18 protein-coding genes are annotated in these 16,579 nt (G+C 47.1%); 13 read left to right on the top strand and 5 right to left on the bottom strand.

Going from position 1 to position 16,579, the window contains the following annotated elements; all coding sequences use genetic code 11:
• Positions 1–428 precede the first annotated feature (428 nt).
• The 4 genes from fabD (at position 429) to lysM (ending at position 3,524) form a co-directional block, all read left to right on the top strand.
• Entirely contained in the window at positions 429–1,394 is a 966-nt protein-coding gene (gene fabD / locus B0181_RS08535; protein ID WP_245953292.1) for an ACP S-malonyltransferase, read from the top strand.
• Between the two features lie 149 nt (positions 1,395–1,543).
• Positions 1,544–2,272, top strand: coding sequence for a 3-oxoacyl-ACP reductase FabG (gene fabG / locus B0181_RS08530; RefSeq protein ID WP_078277089.1), 729 nt, complete (start codon positions 1,544–1,546; stop codon positions 2,270–2,272).
• Between the two features lie 249 nt (positions 2,273–2,521).
• Positions 2,522–2,758, top strand: coding sequence for an acyl carrier protein (acpP, locus tag B0181_RS08520; RefSeq protein ID WP_078277087.1), 237 nt, complete (start codon positions 2,522–2,524; stop codon positions 2,756–2,758).
• Between the two features lie 277 nt (positions 2,759–3,035).
• A complete protein-coding gene (lysM, locus tag B0181_RS08515; RefSeq protein WP_078277086.1) occupies positions 3,036–3,524 on the top strand; it encodes a peptidoglycan-binding protein LysM in 489 nt (162 codons plus the stop codon).
• Positions 3,525–3,689: 165 nt separating this feature from the next.
• On the opposite strand, the gene queG is transcribed toward lysM, so the two are convergent.
• Together queG and B0181_RS08505 are read right to left on the bottom strand one after the other, a co-directional pair.
• Positions 3,690–4,880 (bottom strand): tRNA epoxyqueuosine(34) reductase QueG, encoded by a 1,191-nt coding sequence (queG, locus tag B0181_RS08510; protein WP_078277085.1) that lies wholly within the window; start codon positions 4,878–4,880, stop codon positions 3,690–3,692.
• Positions 4,877–5,455 carry a hypothetical protein gene (locus B0181_RS08505; RefSeq protein WP_078277084.1) on the bottom strand — a complete coding sequence of 193 codons (579 nt, stop codon included), beginning with the start codon at positions 5,453–5,455 and terminating at the stop codon, positions 4,877–4,879. Before B0181_RS08505 ends, queG begins: the two co-directional genes overlap by 4 nt.
• A gap of 730 nt (positions 5,456–6,185) precedes the next feature.
• On the opposite strand from B0181_RS08505, the gene B0181_RS08500 reads away from it, so the two are divergent.
• The 6 genes from B0181_RS08500 (at position 6,186) to B0181_RS08470 (ending at position 11,109) form a co-directional block, all read left to right on the top strand.
• Positions 6,186–7,907 (top strand): acetolactate synthase 3 large subunit, encoded by a 1,722-nt coding sequence (locus B0181_RS08500; RefSeq protein ID WP_245953306.1) that lies wholly within the window; start codon positions 6,186–6,188, stop codon positions 7,905–7,907.
• Positions 7,907–8,431, top strand: a complete 525-nt coding sequence (gene ilvN, locus B0181_RS08495; protein WP_078277082.1) for an acetolactate synthase small subunit — start codon at positions 7,907–7,909, stop codon at positions 8,429–8,431. The genes B0181_RS08500 and ilvN overlap by 1 nt, the downstream gene beginning before the upstream one ends.
• 224 nt (positions 8,432–8,655) lie before the next feature.
• Positions 8,656–8,916: a hypothetical protein gene (locus B0181_RS08485; protein WP_078277080.1), complete on the top strand. Its 261-nt coding sequence runs from the start codon at positions 8,656–8,658 to the stop codon at positions 8,914–8,916.
• Between the two features lie 100 nt (positions 8,917–9,016).
• Complete coding sequence (locus B0181_RS08480) at positions 9,017–9,334, top strand: PIN domain-containing protein (protein WP_147285853.1); 318 nt, start codon at positions 9,017–9,019, stop codon at positions 9,332–9,334.
• Between the two features lie 45 nt (positions 9,335–9,379).
• Positions 9,380–10,402 (top strand): ketol-acid reductoisomerase, encoded by a 1,023-nt coding sequence (gene ilvC / locus B0181_RS08475; RefSeq protein ID WP_078277078.1) that lies wholly within the window; start codon positions 9,380–9,382, stop codon positions 10,400–10,402.
• A 302-nt stretch (positions 10,403–10,704) separates the two neighbouring features.
• Positions 10,705–11,109, top strand: coding sequence for a hypothetical protein (locus B0181_RS08470; protein WP_143821594.1), 405 nt, complete (start codon positions 10,705–10,707; stop codon positions 11,107–11,109).
• 7 nt (positions 11,110–11,116) lie between these two features.
• Here the strand turns inward: B0181_RS08470 and B0181_RS08465 are convergent, their stop codons facing one another.
• Positions 11,117–11,332, bottom strand: coding sequence for a hypothetical protein (locus B0181_RS08465; protein ID WP_078277076.1), 216 nt, complete (start codon positions 11,330–11,332; stop codon positions 11,117–11,119).
• 104 nt (positions 11,333–11,436) lie between these two features.
• On the opposite strand from B0181_RS08465, the gene B0181_RS08460 reads away from it, so the two are divergent.
• From B0181_RS08460 to B0181_RS08450, 3 genes are all read left to right on the top strand, one after another.
• Positions 11,437–12,186, top strand: coding sequence for an electron transfer flavoprotein subunit beta/FixA family protein (locus B0181_RS08460; protein ID WP_078277075.1), 750 nt, complete (start codon positions 11,437–11,439; stop codon positions 12,184–12,186).
• A 200-nt stretch (positions 12,187–12,386) separates the two neighbouring features.
• A complete protein-coding gene (locus B0181_RS08455) occupies positions 12,387–13,316 on the top strand; it encodes an electron transfer flavoprotein subunit alpha/FixB family protein (RefSeq protein WP_078277074.1) in 930 nt (309 codons plus the stop codon).
• Between the two features lie 233 nt (positions 13,317–13,549).
• Positions 13,550–13,882: a hypothetical protein gene (locus B0181_RS08450; RefSeq protein ID WP_078277073.1), complete on the top strand. Its 333-nt coding sequence runs from the start codon at positions 13,550–13,552 to the stop codon at positions 13,880–13,882.
• A gap of 158 nt (positions 13,883–14,040) precedes the next feature.
• Here the strand turns inward: B0181_RS08450 and B0181_RS08445 are convergent, their stop codons facing one another.
• Complete coding sequence (locus B0181_RS08445; RefSeq protein WP_078277072.1) at positions 14,041–14,838, bottom strand: TrmH family RNA methyltransferase; 798 nt, start codon at positions 14,836–14,838, stop codon at positions 14,041–14,043.
• A gap of 280 nt (positions 14,839–15,118) precedes the next feature.
• Positions 15,119–16,117 carry a class 1 fructose-bisphosphatase gene (locus B0181_RS08440; protein WP_078277071.1) on the bottom strand — a complete coding sequence of 333 codons (999 nt, stop codon included), beginning with the start codon at positions 16,115–16,117 and terminating at the stop codon, positions 15,119–15,121.
• Positions 16,118–16,579 lie beyond the last annotated feature (462 nt).

Here is a 16,579-nt window from a genome sequence, read left to right as displayed (position 1 = left end):
TTTTAAGCATTGAGTTTGATTTGTGCTTTATAGTTGCAGGATGTTTGGCTAGAATTTGGGAGTTTGTCGTTTTATTTTTAAGCCAAATTTGCTTGAACGGTATTTTGCCAAGTCAAATTACGCAAGAAAAATATTCGCATTTGAGTAAACAATCGTTTATTTTTATGCTAAAATGGGCAGACTTTGCTTTTGGCTGAGATTTGTATCGTTTTGATTTAGGTGTGTCAGTCTGCTGGTGAATGGCGGTGAATTTTGTGAAATTCATCGTGTAAATTTACCCAGAATGGCAAGTTGGCATGATGAGCTGGCACAACAAGCTGGTATAAAAAGTTGGCATGAGAAAACTTTGCCAATCGCATGGCGCAAATCAGACAGTACAATCCAAACTCACAAAGGCATTTTTATTAACAAAAACAATCAGGTGAATGATGGCAGACACAGCAAAAAACGCCAAGCGTGTGGCGGTGGTTTTTCCGGGACAAGGCTCGCAAAGCGTTGGCATGATGAATGAGCTGGCGGAGCAGTTTTCTGAAGTTCAAGCAGCGTTTGATGAAGCGAGTGCTGCGCTAGGTTTTGATTTGTGGGAAGTTACCCAAGATGAAACTCGCCTAAACAAAACCGAATACACTCAGCCTGCGCTATTGACCGCAAGCATTGCGATTTGGCGCATTTTGCAGGACAAATTGAGCGCTAAGGACGCTGCGCCTATGTATTTGGCGGGACATTCTTTGGGCGAGTATTCGGCATTGGTGGCGGCAGGTGTGCTGTCGCTTGGCGATGCGGCGAAGCTGGTGCATGAGCGTGGACGCTTGATGAGCGAAGCGGTGTCTGGCATGGATACGCAGATGGCGGCGGTGCTTGGGCTTGAAGATGAGCAGGTTGCCAGCTTGTGCGAAGAAGCCAGCCAAAATGCAGGTATTGTTAATCCTGCGAACTTTAACAGCCCCGGACAAGTGGTGGTGGCAGGCACGCAAGTGGGCGTGGCAGCGGTGCTTGGCGCGGTAGAAGCGCTTGGCAAAAAAGCCGTGCCTTTAAAAGTGTCCGTGCCATCGCATTGTGAGCTGATGAATCCAGCCAGTGATGCGCTGGCGGCATTGCTTGGCGAGACGAATTTTAATGAGCCGCAAATTGCCGTCATTCAAAACCGCCATGCCAAAGTGCATAGCGATTTGGCAGAGATTAAAACAGCTCTGATTGAGCAGCTGTCCATGCCAGTACAATGGGCAAAAACCATGCAAAAAATGGCGGCGTGCGATGTGGAGCTCATCATTGAATGTGGACCGGGCAACGTGCTTTCAAACCTTGCCAAGCGTCAAGCCGAGCCGATTGCTGCCTTGCCGAGCGATAAATTAGCACGCTTAGAAAAGCTAGAAGCGGCATTGAGCGAAGAATGATGGCGTGATTTGTCCGATTTGATAAAGTGTGATTGGTGAGTTTGATTAATTATTGATAAACTTAACATAGGCTGATTTTGTCATTTATCAATCAGACAAACGCTTAAAAGCATTGACTAAACAGCATAAATTTAACAAAGGATACCACCATGAGTCGTAAGATTGTTTTGGTAACTGGCGCAAGCCGTGGCATTGGGCGTGCGATTGCGCTGCGCTTTGCTAAAGAAGGGCATTTTGTCATCGGCACTGCCACGAGTGAAAAAGGCGCAGAGGTCATCGAAGAGTATTTGCATGAATCTGGCGGCATTGGGCGTGTGCTTGATGTGTGCGATGATGAAGCGATTGACAAGCTGTTTGAAGAGATTGACAGCGTGTATGGCGGTCTAAACGTGCTGGTGAACAACGCAGGCATTACCAAAGACGGGCTATTGATGCGCATGAAAGATGATGATTGGGCAAGTGTGATTGACACCAATCTCAGCTCAATTTATCGCACATCTCGCCGTGCGGTGCGTGGCATGATGAAAGCACGCAGTGGCCGCATCATTAACATCACGTCTGTGGTGGGGCAAATGGGCAACGCAGGACAAGCAAACTACGCAGCCAGTAAAGCTGGCGTGGAAGGCTTTACGCGTGCGCTGGCTCGTGAAATTGGCTCGCGCGGTGTAACGGTTAATTGCGTTGCGCCGGGTTTTGTGGAAACAGACATGACCGAAGAGTTGGACGAACGCCTGATTAGCTCTATGCTGGATGCCGTGCCGCTTGGGCGCATGGCGCAGCCAGAAGAAGTGGCGGCGGCGGTTACTTTCTTAGCCAGCGATGAAGCCAGCTACATCACAGGCACGGTGCTTGCGGTGAATGGCGGCATGTATATGTAACGCAAGCTGGCTTGATGATAAAAGCGCAAAAATGCACTGCATGTGCATAAAAGTATTGACAAACGTCAAAAATCGCACTATCATTAAGCTAATTTGTGAACAAATGTATCCAAAACGCTTGCCAAAAACGCCATTTACGCAGGCAAGCATTTGGTTTACGGTTTTAATCATTGATTGACATAGGATAGGCGGCTAAGTGCAGCCCATTTCCTGCAATATTTACTTTTCCATTAAATTAAGGAATATCACATGAGCGATATCGAAGCAAAAGTTAAAGACGCGGTAGCAGAGCAGCTGGGTCTGAACGTTGATGAAATCCAAAACGGTGCGTCTTTCATGGACGACCTAGGTGCAGACTCGCTAGATTTGGTTGAGTTGGTAATGGCATTTGAAAGCAATTTTGGCATCACCATTCCAGACGAAGATTCAGCTGAGCTGACCACCGTTCAAAAAGCGATTGACTACGTTACTGCAAAATTGGGCTAATTTTGCCTTGAGCATTTAACGCATAAACCCCAAAAGGCTTTCTTTTGGGGTTTTGTTTTTTTGTGTTGTGATGATGGCGGTGAGCTTGTTTTGACGGCAAGCAATTTCATAAAGTTACAAAACCAACAAGAGTGCAACAATTTTCTTAAAAAATCTCCACAGTATTTGTATGTGAAAAGCGTTAGTATAAAAACCATTGAATTGTTGGCTTTAGGCACTCGTTGCTGCACTGACAATTCATCATCAACACTCATTACGCAACACAAGGAGAGCATTCATGGGTATTTTTAGTTTTGCTAAAGACATTGGCGATAAAATTTTTAATCGTGATAAAAAAGAAGCCGCGCCAGCTGCCACGCCAGACGCTGCACCGAGCGAGCCAAGCGCACAAGAAATCGCCAATTTGCTGTTGGCACGCGTGCAAGCGCAAAACGTACAGATTGATGGCTTGAAAGTGAGCTATAATGGCGACACCGACACCGTAACTTTGTCAGGCACTGCCAAAACTCAAGCTGACCGTGAGCGTGCGCGCTTGGCGGTGGGTAATGTTCAGCACGTTGAAACGGTGGTGGACAACCTAGAAGTGCAAGAAGCAGCGGAAGAATCACGTTTTTATACCGTGAAATCTGGCGATAACTTGTCAAAAATCGCCAAAGAAATGTACGGCAATGCCAACGATTATATGAAAATTTTTGACGCAAACAAGCCAATGCTGTCAGACCCTGACAAAATCTATGTGGGTCAAGTATTGCGTATTCCTGCCTAATTGCAATCTATATGATTGTGAATTAGTATTTGCAAAGCGTTGATTGGCATTTGCCAATTTACGGACTTAAGCAAAAACCGACAGCTGATGGTTGTCGGTTTTTTTATTTGTTAAGACGATAAAACTGGTTTGATTGCAAAACAGCTTGGCTCAGCAATCAACCCATCATTCATCGCAAATCATTTGGCAATCAATTTTTAGCTGTTTTTGGCGTTGTTCGTTTAATGCCCAATCAATATGCTCGTCCAGCATGGGATTTTGTCCGATTCTGCCTTGCAAAGCGGTGATGATGTCTTTTGAGAATGGCGCATTACCAAGGGCGATGGCGGTGTTTCTTAGTAAGTTTAGGTAGCCTGTACGTCTGAGTGGCGAGCCTTCGCTTTTTTGTAAAAATTCGTCTTCGCTCCACGCCCACACTTGCAAAAGGCTGATGTCGTCTAGGCTGTGCCGTGGCGCATAGTCGGCAACTTGGGTGATTTTGGCAAATTTATTCCAAGGGCAAATCAGCTGGCAGTCATCGCAGCCAAAAATGCGATTGCCAATGCCTTTGCGGTATTCGGTGGGAATGCTGCCGTCATGCTCGATGGTGAGATAGGCGATGCAGGCGGCAGCATTGAGCGTGCGTGCGCCCACGATGGCGCGTGTGGGGCAGACGTCTATGCAGGCAGAGCAGCTGCCACACAAGTTTTTGGCGGGATTATCTTCATTAGGTGCAGCCAAATCAAGGCTGACAAACAGCTCGCCTAAGTTGAAAAATGAGCCAGCTTGACGATGAATGAGCAAAGTGTGCTTACCTTCCCAGCCAAGCCCAGCATGATGAGCGGCAGCCTTTTCAAAAATCGGCGCAGAATCGCTGAACGGACGAAATACAAAAGGCGCGCCATCGGTCAGGTGCTGCCATTCGGGCAACTTGGCTTCTATGAGTTTGGCAAGCTGCTTGAGCTTTTGGCGCATGGTTTTGTGATAATCACGCCCACGAGCATAGCGCGCGATGATGGCGTGATTTGGGCGTGCGTCATCTTCCACGCAGCGGGGCGCGGGCTTGTCGCACAGATAATCCATGCGCACGCTGATGATGGTTTTTGCGCCTTCCACCAGCAAGGCGGGATTGGCGCGCAGGTGATGATTTTCCTTTAAAAACGGCAGGCAATCGCCATAGCCTTTATCCAGCCATGCTTGTAAGCGTTTGATTTCTTTGGCAAAAACTGGGTGCGATACGGATAAAAATCCACAGTCGCTAAAGCCCAGTGCCAAGGCCTGCTCTTTAATCCACGTTTTGACGGCTTCTTTGTCAGGCGGATTTTCGCTGTTTTGTACCGTGCTGTTTTGCTTGGGGGTGTTTTGCGCCAAAGTCATGATGCACCTTGGCAATAAGTGAGCAGCGTTTGGTTGATGCGCTCTTTGCGTGCGCTGATTTGCGCATCGGTGAGTGTGGTGCGCTTGCCTGTGGCGTCCGTTTCTACCACGCTGCCGCCAGCGTTGAGCGCCACCAAATTATCACGCAAAATTTGGCATTGCGATGGTTCGTTTTGTTGGCTTGGCGTGCTGGCGTGGCTCGTGGCTTGACTTGCGGACTGGTGGGCAGGCGTGGCAGCTTGCCCAAAGTTTTGCGGCTGATTTGCAGATTGTCCAGATTGTGCTGCGCCTTTACGCACTTCATGAAACTGTAGCGCCGTGTGAGCGGCAGCTGGCGGCAACTGACTAAAGCGCATTTCGCCAAATTGCCCTGTGCTGTAATAAATGGTGGCAGCAGTGCTTGGTAAAATAAATGCAGCCAAGCCAGTAAAAACAAAACCGCCAAAAACCAAGCCGCCAGCCGTTAATCTAGCCATTGTGCCAGCCATCGCCTTCACATAAAAATCGCGCACGCCATACCAAAGCGCAGACGCAGGCTCGATAATAAATTCAGGCTTTTTGATTTGGCGATTCATGTGTATGGCAAGGTTTGGGCGGTTGTTTGGCTGATGGATTGTCTTGCGTGTTTTGGCGTGTCAGTTCTTAGGATTTTTATGAATTGTCTTAGGACTTTTATGAATTGCGCCAAAAATAAACACGGCAAGTTTTGGCATATTGTAGCAAGTTGTAAGAACTTCAACAAATGATTTTAGGTTTGGCTTGGAAAACGGGCGTTTTAGGCGCAGTGATGATTATCGGTAAGTGTTTGAATTTCCTAAAAGTTATTTGGCTTATAACCAAAATTTTACCAAAGATAACTTTTTTAAATTTATCAGCAAAATTTGCGAAAAATCTCTTGGCAAGCTGTAAAAATTAGGGTAATATAGCTTTTGTTGTTTTTGATGGCGGTGCGATACCGCTGTTAAGTCGGCGTAGCTATTTATCAGGTGCTGCGTTTGCACTATAAGACTTGGCAAATTACCGTTTGTTCATGGCTTATTTTGCATTGCATTTGGACTTATCGGTCTGCAAGACGTAAGAAATAGACAAAAACATCCGCCTATCTCTTATCGGTTCACCCTTGCGCCTTCCATATTCGCCTTTCAGCTGCGTCCTTAACTTAGCCGTCTGTTTGCACAGACAAAAAGGATGTATCTTATGACGCAAACCACCCAAGCCCCAAATATGACAGGGCATACCCAAACGGCAGACGCTGCCAAAAATTTTAAAGAAAATCAAGAAAAGCTGGCTCGTGGCGAAACGGTCATGATGTCTGGTGCAGAAATGATTGTCCAAGCGCTCGTGGATCAAGATGTGGAGTACATTTTTGGTTATCCGGGTGGCTCGGTGCTGCACATTTATGACGCGCTTTTCAAGCAAGATAAGATTGAGCATATTTTGGTGCGTCATGAGCAGGCAGCAGGACACATGGCGGACGCTTATAGCCGCACGACTGGTAAAGTTGGTGTGGTGCTTGCCACATCAGGGCCGGGCGCGACAAATACCGTTACGGCAATCGCCACCGCCTTTATGGATTCTGTGCCGATGGTGGTGCTGGCAGGGCAAGTACCGTCTACCTTGGTGGGTGATGATGCGTTCCAAGAATGTGATATGATTGGCGTGTCGCGTCCGATTGTCAAGCACAGCTTCCAGATTCGTAATCCGCAAGAAATTCCAACCATCATCAAAAAGGCGTTTTATATCGCAAGCTCTGGCCGTCCCGGCCCTGTGGTAGTGGACATTCCAAAGGATATGACCAATCCAAGCGATAAATTCGCTTATCAAATGCCAAGCGAAATCAGCGTACGCTCTTATCAGCCAACGCATAAAGGTCATAGTGGACAAATCAAAAAAGCTCTAGAAACCTTGCTTGCGGCAAAACGTCCAGTGCTGTATTCAGGCGGCGGCGTGGTGCTTGGCAATGCGTCTGATGAGCTGCGCAAGCTTGCCAAAACGCTCAACTTGCCAGTTACCAATACTTTGATGGGCTTGGGCGCATATCCGGGTTCGGATTCGCAGTTCATTGGTATGCTGGGTATGCACGGCACTTATGAAGCTAACATGACCATGCACCATTCGGACGTGATTTTGGCGGTGGGCGCACGTTTTGATGACCGTGTAACCAACAACGTCAAAAAATTCTGCCCAAATGCGACTGTGATTCACATTGACATTGACCCAGCAAGCATTTCAAAAACCATCTCAGCGCACATTCCTATCGTGGGCGATGTGAAACTTGTGCTGAACGAAATGCTGGCACTGCTCCAAGAAAGCGATAAGTGCATTGATGAGCATGCGCTGGCTGATTGGTGGTCGCAAATCAACGAATGGCGCAAACGCCACGGTCTGCGTTATGGCGATGACACCGATGCCGAGATTCACGCTATCATGCCGCAGCGTGTGGTAGAAACTCTGTACAAGCTCACCGATGGCAAGGCAATCATCACTTCTGACGTTGGTCAGCACCAAATGTTTGCTGCGCTGTATTATAAATATGACGAGCCACGCCAATGGCTGAACTCTGGCGGTCTTGGCACGATGGGCGTGGGCTTGCCGTATGCGATGGCAGCGAAACTTGCCGAGCCTGGGCGCACGGTGGTGTGTATCACAGGCGAAGGCTCAATTCAGATGAACATTCAAGAGCTTTCTACTTGCTTGCAGTACAATTTGCCAGTGAAGATTCTAAACCTAAACAACGCCCAGCTTGGCATGGTGAAGCAGTGGCAAGATATGCTGTACGAAGGTCGTCATGCGCAGTCGTACATGAGAAGTTTGCCTGATTTTGTCAAACTTGCCGAAAGCTATGGACACAAAGGCGTGCGTATCACCAGCCCAGCCACGATGGAAGCCGAGCTAAAAGCCGCTCTTGAGATGGACGGTCTGGTATTTATTGATGTGTATGTGGATAAAGCAGAACACGTCTATCCAATGCAAGTGGCAGGACAATCCATGCGTGATATGTGGCTATCAAAAGGGGAGCGCACCTAATGGCAAATTTTGACAATTCAGCACAAAAACATCTGATTTCAGTTTTGATGGAAAACGAAGCAGGCGCATTGTCGCGCGTGGTGGGCTTGTTTTCACAGCGTGGCTACAACATTGACAGCCTAAACGTTGCCGCTACCGAAGACCCGACCATCTCACGCTTGACATTGACAACCATCAACACACAAGCGAAAATCGAGCAACTCACCAAGCAACTGCACAAGCTGATTGAAGTGGTAAAAGTGCAAAACCTTTCGGAAGTGGCACAAGGCAGCCAAGTGGAGCGTGAGCTGATGCTGATTAAAGTGCGCGCCACTGGCTCTCACCGTGAAGAAGTGTATCGCACTGCGGATATTTTCCGTGCGCAAATCGTGGACGTCAGCCCAAGCATTTACACCATCTTAATCACAGGCGACGCTGGCAAACTGGACGGCTTTATTGACGTCATCGGTCGTGATCGTATCCTAGAAGTGGTGCGCTCAGGGGTGATTGGCATTGCACGTGGTGAGAAGGTGCTTAGCCTATAAGCGCAAACTTGCCAAGCATGAAAACGCCAAAATTATGGTACAATGGCTTTGTTTAGGGTGGTTGTACAGATTTTGTAGATTTTGGCGTTTTTGTAGGCGTAATGTGCATTTGCCAGCGTCAGTTGCGATAAAGACGCTAACAAAAAGTGGTTTAGCGCTACTTTTTTGTTAAGTTTAACAGATGATTGACGTGCAAATTTTGCGATGAAATGGGTGAAAAGACAATGCAAATCACACAACAAAGTTTTTCACAAAGTCCAAATCAAGCATGGCAATACAGCCAAAAAGAGCCTGTGGTAATTGGCGATGACGATGAAAAAAGAGTATTGATTTCCTATGCTTTTTATCAAAAATTACTCGCACAATACCAGCAAACACACAAAACCAATGCCGAACGCTTAGGCATGAGCTTAGAAGATTTGGCATTGGCTGGCGATGTGGAATTTGACAGAGTGCATGATTTGCCCAAAGAGATTGATTTGTGATGTATTTGTTAGATGCGAATATTATCAGCGAAATGCGAAAAATCAATTCGGAGCAATGTTCACCTGCGTTTAAAAGATGGGTGAATGGCGTGGATTTGTCTTGTTGTTATTTATCCGCATCACGTTATTTGAACTAGAGCGTGGCATTTTACAAAAAGCACGCAAGGATAAACAGCAGGCAGATGTTTTGCGGCGATGGTTTGACCATCAAATAAAAGCAGAGTTTGGCGAGCGTGTTTTATCGCTTGATGCAAACAGTGCGCTAAAAACCGCCCATTTACACATACCAAATCCTGCACCGCTTGCTGACAGCTTTTTGGCAGGTACAGCCATTGCGCATCATTTGATTTTAGTTACGCGCAACACCAAAGATTTTATCGGATTTGACGGCATTCATTTGCTAAATCCTTTTGAATAAATTGTTTAACCCACGCCTTTACGGCATATTTTAAGGAAAACTCTTATGAGCTTAAATATCTATTACGACAAAGATTGTGATTTGTCTATCATTCAAGGCAAAAAAGTTGCCATCATCGGCTACGGCTCTCAAGGTCATGCGCACGCATTGAACCTAAAAGACAGCGGCGCTGATGTAACTGTTGGTTTGCGTGCAGGTTCTGCGTCTTGGAAAAAGGCGGAAAACGCAGGCTTGAAAGTTGCAGAAACTGCCCAAGCGGTTGCAGGTGCGGATTTGGTGATGATTTTGACGCCAGACGAATTCCAACGCCAGCTTTACAAAGACGTGATCGAGCCAAACATCAAACAAGGCGCGACTTTGGCATTTGCACACGGCTTTGCAATCCATTACAACCAAATCGAGCCACGCGCTGACCTTGACGTAATCATGGTTGCACCAAAAGCACCGGGTCATACCGTGCGCAGCGAATTCACCAAAGGCGGCGGTATTCCTGATTTGATCGCTGTTTGGCGTGATGCGTCAGGTCAAGCCAAGCAAGTTGCGCTATCTTATGCAGCAGGCGTGGGCGGCGGCCGTACTGGTATCATTGAGACCACTTTCCGTGAAGAAACCGAAACCGACCTATTTGGCGAACAGGCGGTACTGTGCGGTGGTGCGGTTGAGCTTGTGAAAATGGGCTTTGAAACCCTAGTAGAAGCAGGCTATGCACCAGAAATGGCATACTTTGAGTGCTTGCACGAGCTAAAATTGATCGTGGATTTGATGTACGAAGGCGGCATCGCAGACATGAACTACTCAATCAGTAACAACGCAGAATACGGCGAGTACGTTACTGGTGTGGAAGTTATCAACGAGCAATCACGCGAAGCCATGCGCAACGCCCTAAAACGCATTCAGTCTGGCGAATACGCTAAGATGTTCATCGCTGAAGGTCAGCTGAACTATCCATCAATGACAGCGCGCCGCCGTCTAAACGCTGCGCACGGCATTGAGCAAACAGGTGCGAAATTGCGTGCGATGATGCCTTGGATTTCTGCCAAGAAAATCATTGACAAAGAAAAGAACTGATTATCCAGCCTTTTCTATGACGCTTTGCCAAAATTTTCGCCACAAAATTTGTGATTGACGTAAAATTTTTGGCAAATGGTGTTACAATAGACGATTGTCGTGCGATGATCGTCTATTTTATTTTTGGTTTTGTTTTTTGCGGTTTGTGTTTTTGGCGCAGTTTGGCGCTTATAAACATTCGTAAAATAAAACCGTGATGATCGTACGCTAAACGATGGCTTAATGGATGAGTCATTGATGTGGTTTAGATAATTTTGTTTTGTTTGGTGGATTTGCCAAATAAAACAAACAGAGAAGAGAGCATGATTGACGCACAGACGGCTTTTGTGGCGGCAAGTTTGGTGATTGCGCTTTTGATTTGGGTGGAGTCTGGTCTGCTTGAGCGCAATGACGGCAAATTGCCAGAGACGGGAATTTTTGGGATAGCCAGCCTTTTGACATCGGTGTGGGTGCTGGTGAGCGCGGCGGCTTTGTACTTTTTGGAGTTGGATCGCTTCGCCATCAGCGTGCCTGTGGTGTACGGTATTTATTCTGTCGCTGGGTGGTTTTATGGCGCAAAGTTGATCGCCAAAACAGACGTGCCAGACGATCCGATGGACATCATCGTGCCTGCCAAATATTTGGCGTTTTCTAAGTCTTTTGCGCTGGTGTACGGGCTGCTTTGCGTGTTTGTGCTGGCGTCGCCACGTTTGGCGTTGGCGATTTAACAGCCAATCAGCGCATCATCAAGGTATAAACCATTGGCAAAATAAAAATGACCCAGCGTTCACGTTTGGCATTTGACCTGATTTGAACGATTTTGCACAATGAAGCGATGGACGAATTTGTCGGCAGCGGTATCGGCAGTGGTTTGTTGGCAGCAGGGAAATGCACGTCAAAAGCCGAACACGCTCTATGACGTTTTGGCATTGCGATATGACGCTTTGTCATGTGTTTGGGTGGATTTGACTGTTTACAAATTCGTGCGTAAATGATATAAAGGTGCTGTAAGTTTTATAAATGCTTTACAGCAATAAGCAAACAACGGAGAGAATATGAAAGTATTGGTTGCGGTAAAACGCGTGGTTGATCATAACGTAAAAGTGCGTGTCAAGGCAGACGAGTCAGGCGTGGAGCTTGCCAATGCCAAAATGAGCGTAAACCCATTTTGTGAAATCGCCATTGAAGAAGCGGTGCGCCTAAAAGAAAAAGGCGTGGCAAGTGAAATCATCGCGGTGTCTGTGGGTCAAACCCAAGCCCAAGAGCAAATCCGTTCTGCGCTGGCGCTGGGTGCGGATCGTGGCATTTTGGTGGAAACGGACGAAAAAGCCTATCCGCTGCAAGTTGCCAAAATCCTAAAAGGCGTGGCTGAAGCTGAAGGCGCACAAATCATTTTGCTTGGTAAGCAAGCGATTGACGATGACAACAACCAAACAGGACAAATGCTGGCGGCACTGATGGGCGCACCACAAGGCACGTTTGCTTCTGAAGTGGTGGTAGACGGCGACAGCGTGAACGTTACGCGTGAGATTGATGGCGGCTTGCAGACGGTGGCGTTGTCATTGCCTGCGGTGATTACCACTGATTTGCGCCTAAATGAGCCACGTTTTCCAAAATTGCCAAACATCATGGCAGCCAAGAAAAAGCCTTTGGACGTAAAAACGCCAGCTGACTTTGGCGTGCAAATGGGCGCAAAAATCAGCACCGTGAAAGTTGCCGCACCTGCTGAACGCAGCGCAGGCGTGAAAGTGGCGAGCGTGGACGAGCTGATTGACAAGCTAAAAAACGAAGCGAAAGTCATCTGATTATTTAAATTTACAAGCTATTTGAATTTAAACTTTTTTGAATTTAAAACTTCTTTGGATTTAAAATAATTGGCGTAATAAATTGCAAAGCGACGGTTGCAAGTTGGCGTGCTGATGTCGGATTTGATGTTGGCTAGATAAGAAAATTGGCAACTCATCAACTTGCAAACGCAACAAGATTAAGCAAAAAGGATAGAATAATGAGCGTTTTAGTTTATGCAGAACACGACAATCAAGAGCTAAAATCTGCGACTTTGGCAGCGGTAACGGCAGCAAGTCAAATCGGCGGCGATGTGCATCTTTTGGTGGCAGGCAGCGGCGCACAAGCAGTGGCTGAGCAGGCGGCACAAGTGGCAGGCGTGAGCAAGGTTTTGCTGGCGGATAATGCCGCATTTGCCAACCAGCTGGCAGAAAACGTTGCGCCTTTGGTGGTAGAATTGGCGGGCGGCTATAGCCACATCATCGCCCCTGCAACCACCACAGGCAAAAACTTCCTACCACGCGTGGCGGCTGTGCTTGACGTGAACATGGTGTCAGACATCACAAAAGTGATTGACGAGCGCACTTTTGAGCGTCCAATCTACGCAGGCAACGCCACCGCAACCGTAAAAAATGACGAAGAAAAAGTCATCTTGACCGTGCGTGCAACCGCATTTGACGCAGCGGCAACAGGCGGCAGCGCAAGCATTGAAAGCGTGGCGGCAGGCGCGGACGCAGGCAAATCACGCTTTGTGTCTGAAGAGCTTGCTAAGTCTGACCGTCCAGAGCTGACTTCAGCAAACATCGTGGTGTCTGGCGGCCGTGCGCTTGCCAGCGGTGAGAATTTCACTAAATACATCGAGCCTTTGGCGGACAAGCTGGGTGCGGCAGTGGGCGCAAGCCGTGCTGCGGTGGACGCAGGCTTTGTGCCAAATGATATGCAGGTGGGTCAGACGGGCAAAATCGTTGCGCCAAACTTGTATATCGCCGTGGGTATTTCTGGTGCAATTCAGCATTTGGCAGGCATGAAAGATTCTAAGACCATTGTCGCCATCAACAACGACCCAGAAGCACCAATCGCAGGCGTGGCAGATTACTTCCTAGAAGCCGATTTGTTCAGTGCTGTGCCAGAGCTGACCGAAAAGCTGTAAGAGCATTGTCATTGCTTAGGCGTATGATGTGAAACGCAAAAACGCATTTTATGAATTTAAAATGCGTTTTTTGTTTGTCTTGGTGTATAATATTTTTGCCGTCAAGATGGTTCGGTAGTTTAAAAATGGTTAATTTGCAGCTTTGGGCGGTGATTTATCGCATTTTTAGCCTGATCGGATTGTTTGCAATGATTGCTGGCGGCGCTTATCAATTTTTATTTTTAAGGTGAGTTATGTTATTTGCAAAAATCAATCACGAAAACGGTTTTGATTTAAAAATGGTGCGTGCCATCAGCCAAAGAATTTTGGATTGGAATGTGGCGCATCAGCAGCTTAGCGATGAGCAAGTACAAAAGCTGGAATACATCGTCAAGCCAACGCTGGCAAGCGATCAGCACATTGATGAAATCAAAAAATTGTGCAGCGAGCTTGAGCAGACGCTTGTCATGACCGATAAAAAAGGCAGAAAGCTTAAATTTTATACCGATGATAAAACAGGCGACATTTATTTTGGCGATGATGCAGGCTTTGCCGAAGCGTTGTCGTTGCAAAATGGGCAGTCTTGATGTTGCATTGCTGATTTGATGCGTAAATTTTAATCGTGCAACTTTTATAAAATAAAAACAGCTTTATCTGTGCGGATAAGGCTGTTTTTTTATGGGGTTTTTGGGAAATTTACTAGGTTTTGGCAGATGAATTGTCAAGATTTGAAAATTTTGCAAACTTAAGCATAACTGCGCTGTCTGAGCATTTCATAAAAACACACCGAACCTGCCACGCCCACGTTTAGGCTTTCTTGTCCGCCCGGCTGCGGCAGGGCGATTGGCGTGGCAAGGCGCAAAAAGTCATCGCTCACGCCTTGACCTTCGTGTCCTAGCACCCACGCCATAGGGCGAGTTAAATCATGCTCGTAAATGACTTTATCGGTGTGGCTGCTGGTGGCGTATAGCGGAGTTTTTAGCGTGGCGGTGATGTCAGCAAAGCTGCACTGCTCAAAAATCGCAAGGCTAAAATTTGCGCCCATGCTGGCACGCAAAACCTTGGGCGACCACAGACTTGCGGTATTTGGCGTGGTGATGATGGTCTGAATGCCGACTGCGCACGCCGTTCTTAGCAGTGTGCCGATGTTGCCAGCGTCTTGTAAGCCATCCAAAATCACGCAATCGCCTGCATAATCACCCAGCGCGGTAAAATCAGGCTTGGGTGTGTCAATCACCGCCATCACGTCCACGCCATCGCCAAGGGTGCGGATTTCTTTGTACAGTTTATCGTCCAGCACTAAAAGCGCACGGCTTGGCAGAAGTGGCAGCAGCTTTTCTACTTCTGGGTGAGTAAGTGCGCTTTGGCTGAGCAGCACTTGCTTGATTGAGATTGAGCTTGTGTTTTGCTTGGCAAGCAATGCTTCAAGCAAATGCACGCCTTCAATCACCGTCTCACCGCTTTTTTTGCGAATGCGGTGCTGAGTGAGTAGGGCGTGCGCATGGCGAACGGTGGGATTTTTCGGTGAAACAATGGGGGTCATGTGTTTTCGTTATTAAAATAGCAAGAGCAAAACGCAACACTGATAAGACGGCTCGTTGTCAGTTTTGGGTGCGTTGTGCTGGTGAATTGCGTGGTTTATCAGGTTTAAATGGATTTATGGTGTTTTAAAGCGGTGCTGGCTGGATTTGGCGATTTATAGTTTTTAATCGTACAACCAAAACACCGCCAAAAGCCAGCCAAGCCAAACATTAAAAGCCAAACACTAAAAGCTAAGCATTAAAAGCCCAATGCGAAAAGTAAAAAAGGCGTTCAGCGTTCAATTACAACGCTTCGCCGCTTGCGCCCACGCCCATTTTTTCATGTAATGCCTTGACGTATTCTACTTCATCGCTGGCGCCCAGCACCACAGGCACGCGCTGGTGAATGTGCGTTGGCTGATATTCCATGATGCGTTTTACACCATCGGTGGCAAGTCCGCCAGCTTGCTCAATCACAAATGCCATTGGGTTGCCTTCGTACATCAGGCGCAGTTTGCCTGCCTTGCCAGCGATTTTGGTGTCAAACGGATACATAAACACGCCACCACGAATCAAAATACGATGCACGTCAGCAATCATCGCCGCCACCCAGCGCATATTGTAGTCTTTGTTGCGCACGCCTGTATCGCCTTGCGTCAGCTCTTCAATGTACTGTTGCATTGGCGCAAGCCAGTAGCGGCGATTGGACGCATTGATGGCATATTCGGCGGTGGTTTTGCTTACTTGTACGTTGTCATTGATAAGAATGTAAGTCTGGCTTAGCGGGTCAAAGCTGAACATCGCCACGCCTTTGCCCAGCGTCAAAGTCAGCATGGTGGACGTGCCGTAAATGAAATAGCCTGCCGCCACTTGGTTTGTGCCAGCTTGCAAAAAGTCAGCTTCGGTGGCGGTATTGCCAGTATTTTTTTGGGGCAAGACCGAAAAAATCGTGCCAACCGTCATGTTGATGTCAATGTTTGATGAGCCGTCCAGCGGATCAAAAGTTACCAAAAGCGTGCCGTCTGTGTTGGCAGGGCTGATGTCTTCTAGCTCTTCGGACGCTACACCTGCGCAGTTTGGGTTGTGAATTAGGGCGTTTAGCAGCAGGTCATTAGAAATTACGTCCAGTTTTTTTTGTGCTTCGCCTTGCACGTTTTCGCCGCCAGCTTCGCCATGAATACCAGCCAGCGCGCCTTTGTCCAAAAGATTGCTGATGGCGGTGCTGGTGGTGGCAAGCGTGGTGATGACGCTTGCGATTTGTGGTGTGGCGTGAGTTTCTAGGTATTGAGCCAATGTGGTCATGGTGCTGTCCTTGTGTGTTTGCTGTTGCTGTGTGAAAAACTACGGATACTGGTTATAAATTTAAATCAATTTTTAATACACATTAAAATTAACGCTTGGCAAGTGTCATTTTCTGCAATTTTACCCAAATAATGCCAACTTTTGCAAAAAAGTGAAAAAACTGCTTTTTTAGCCATCACAAATGGGCTAAAATTAGATTTAAAAGCCAGATTGGGTAACTTGACAAAAAGGCGATTTAAAACGCCGAGGCTTAATTTTGGCGTGCGTTAAATCGTGCGGTAGAATCAAAACGCACTTACCTTTGCTTGGGTCTTATTGTAGCAAATTTGGCGATAAATTTTAAGCGATAAATTTTAAACCCTGCGTTTAAACTTTGTGTTTCATCACAAACTCAAAACGATGAATTGCAATGTGAAATTCAGCGCCAAATTCAGTGTTAAGCTCAGTGCAAAAACGCCTTCG

The organism is Moraxella caviae (assembly GCF_002014985.1).
Lineage (GTDB): Bacteria > Pseudomonadota > Gammaproteobacteria > Pseudomonadales > Moraxellaceae > Moraxella > Moraxella caviae.
The sequence above is the reverse complement of the archived record's forward strand: the minus strand, read 5'-3'. Positions and strand labels throughout refer to the sequence as shown.

Coding starts and splice junctions, on each gene's coding strand:
- B0181_RS08485 (WP_078277080.1), top strand. CDS start 8,656: ATGCAAATCACACAACAAAGTTTTTCACAAAGTCCAAATCAAGCATGG.
- ilvN (WP_078277082.1), top strand. CDS start 7,907: ATGGCAAATTTTGACAATTCAGCACAAAAACATCTGATTTCAGTTTTG.
- B0181_RS08470 (WP_143821594.1), top strand. CDS start 10,705: ATGATTGACGCACAGACGGCTTTTGTGGCGGCAAGTTTGGTGATTGCG.
- B0181_RS08500 (WP_245953306.1), top strand. CDS start 6,186: ATGATGTCTGGTGCAGAAATGATTGTCCAAGCGCTCGTGGATCAAGAT.
- lysM (WP_078277086.1), top strand. CDS start 3,036: ATGGGTATTTTTAGTTTTGCTAAAGACATTGGCGATAAAATTTTTAAT.
- fabD (WP_245953292.1), top strand. CDS start 429: ATGGCAGACACAGCAAAAAACGCCAAGCGTGTGGCGGTGGTTTTTCCG.
- B0181_RS08505 (WP_078277084.1), bottom strand. CDS start 5,455: ATGAATCGCCAAATCAAAAAGCCTGAATTTATTATCGAGCCTGCGTCT.
- B0181_RS08460 (WP_078277075.1), top strand. CDS start 11,437: ATGAAAGTATTGGTTGCGGTAAAACGCGTGGTTGATCATAACGTAAAA.
- B0181_RS08455 (WP_078277074.1), top strand. CDS start 12,387: ATGAGCGTTTTAGTTTATGCAGAACACGACAATCAAGAGCTAAAATCT.
- queG (WP_078277085.1), bottom strand. CDS start 4,880: ATGACTTTGGCGCAAAACACCCCCAAGCAAAACAGCACGGTACAAAAC.
- B0181_RS08450 (WP_078277073.1), top strand. CDS start 13,550: ATGTTATTTGCAAAAATCAATCACGAAAACGGTTTTGATTTAAAAATG.
- acpP (WP_078277087.1), top strand. CDS start 2,522: ATGAGCGATATCGAAGCAAAAGTTAAAGACGCGGTAGCAGAGCAGCTG.
- B0181_RS08445 (WP_078277072.1), bottom strand. CDS start 14,838: ATGACCCCCATTGTTTCACCGAAAAATCCCACCGTTCGCCATGCGCAC.
- B0181_RS08465 (WP_078277076.1), bottom strand. CDS start 11,332: ATGACAAAGCGTCATATCGCAATGCCAAAACGTCATAGAGCGTGTTCG.
- ilvC (WP_078277078.1), top strand. CDS start 9,380: ATGAGCTTAAATATCTATTACGACAAAGATTGTGATTTGTCTATCATT.
- B0181_RS08440 (WP_078277071.1), bottom strand. CDS start 16,117: ATGACCACATTGGCTCAATACCTAGAAACTCACGCCACACCACAAATC.
- fabG (WP_078277089.1), top strand. CDS start 1,544: ATGAGTCGTAAGATTGTTTTGGTAACTGGCGCAAGCCGTGGCATTGGG.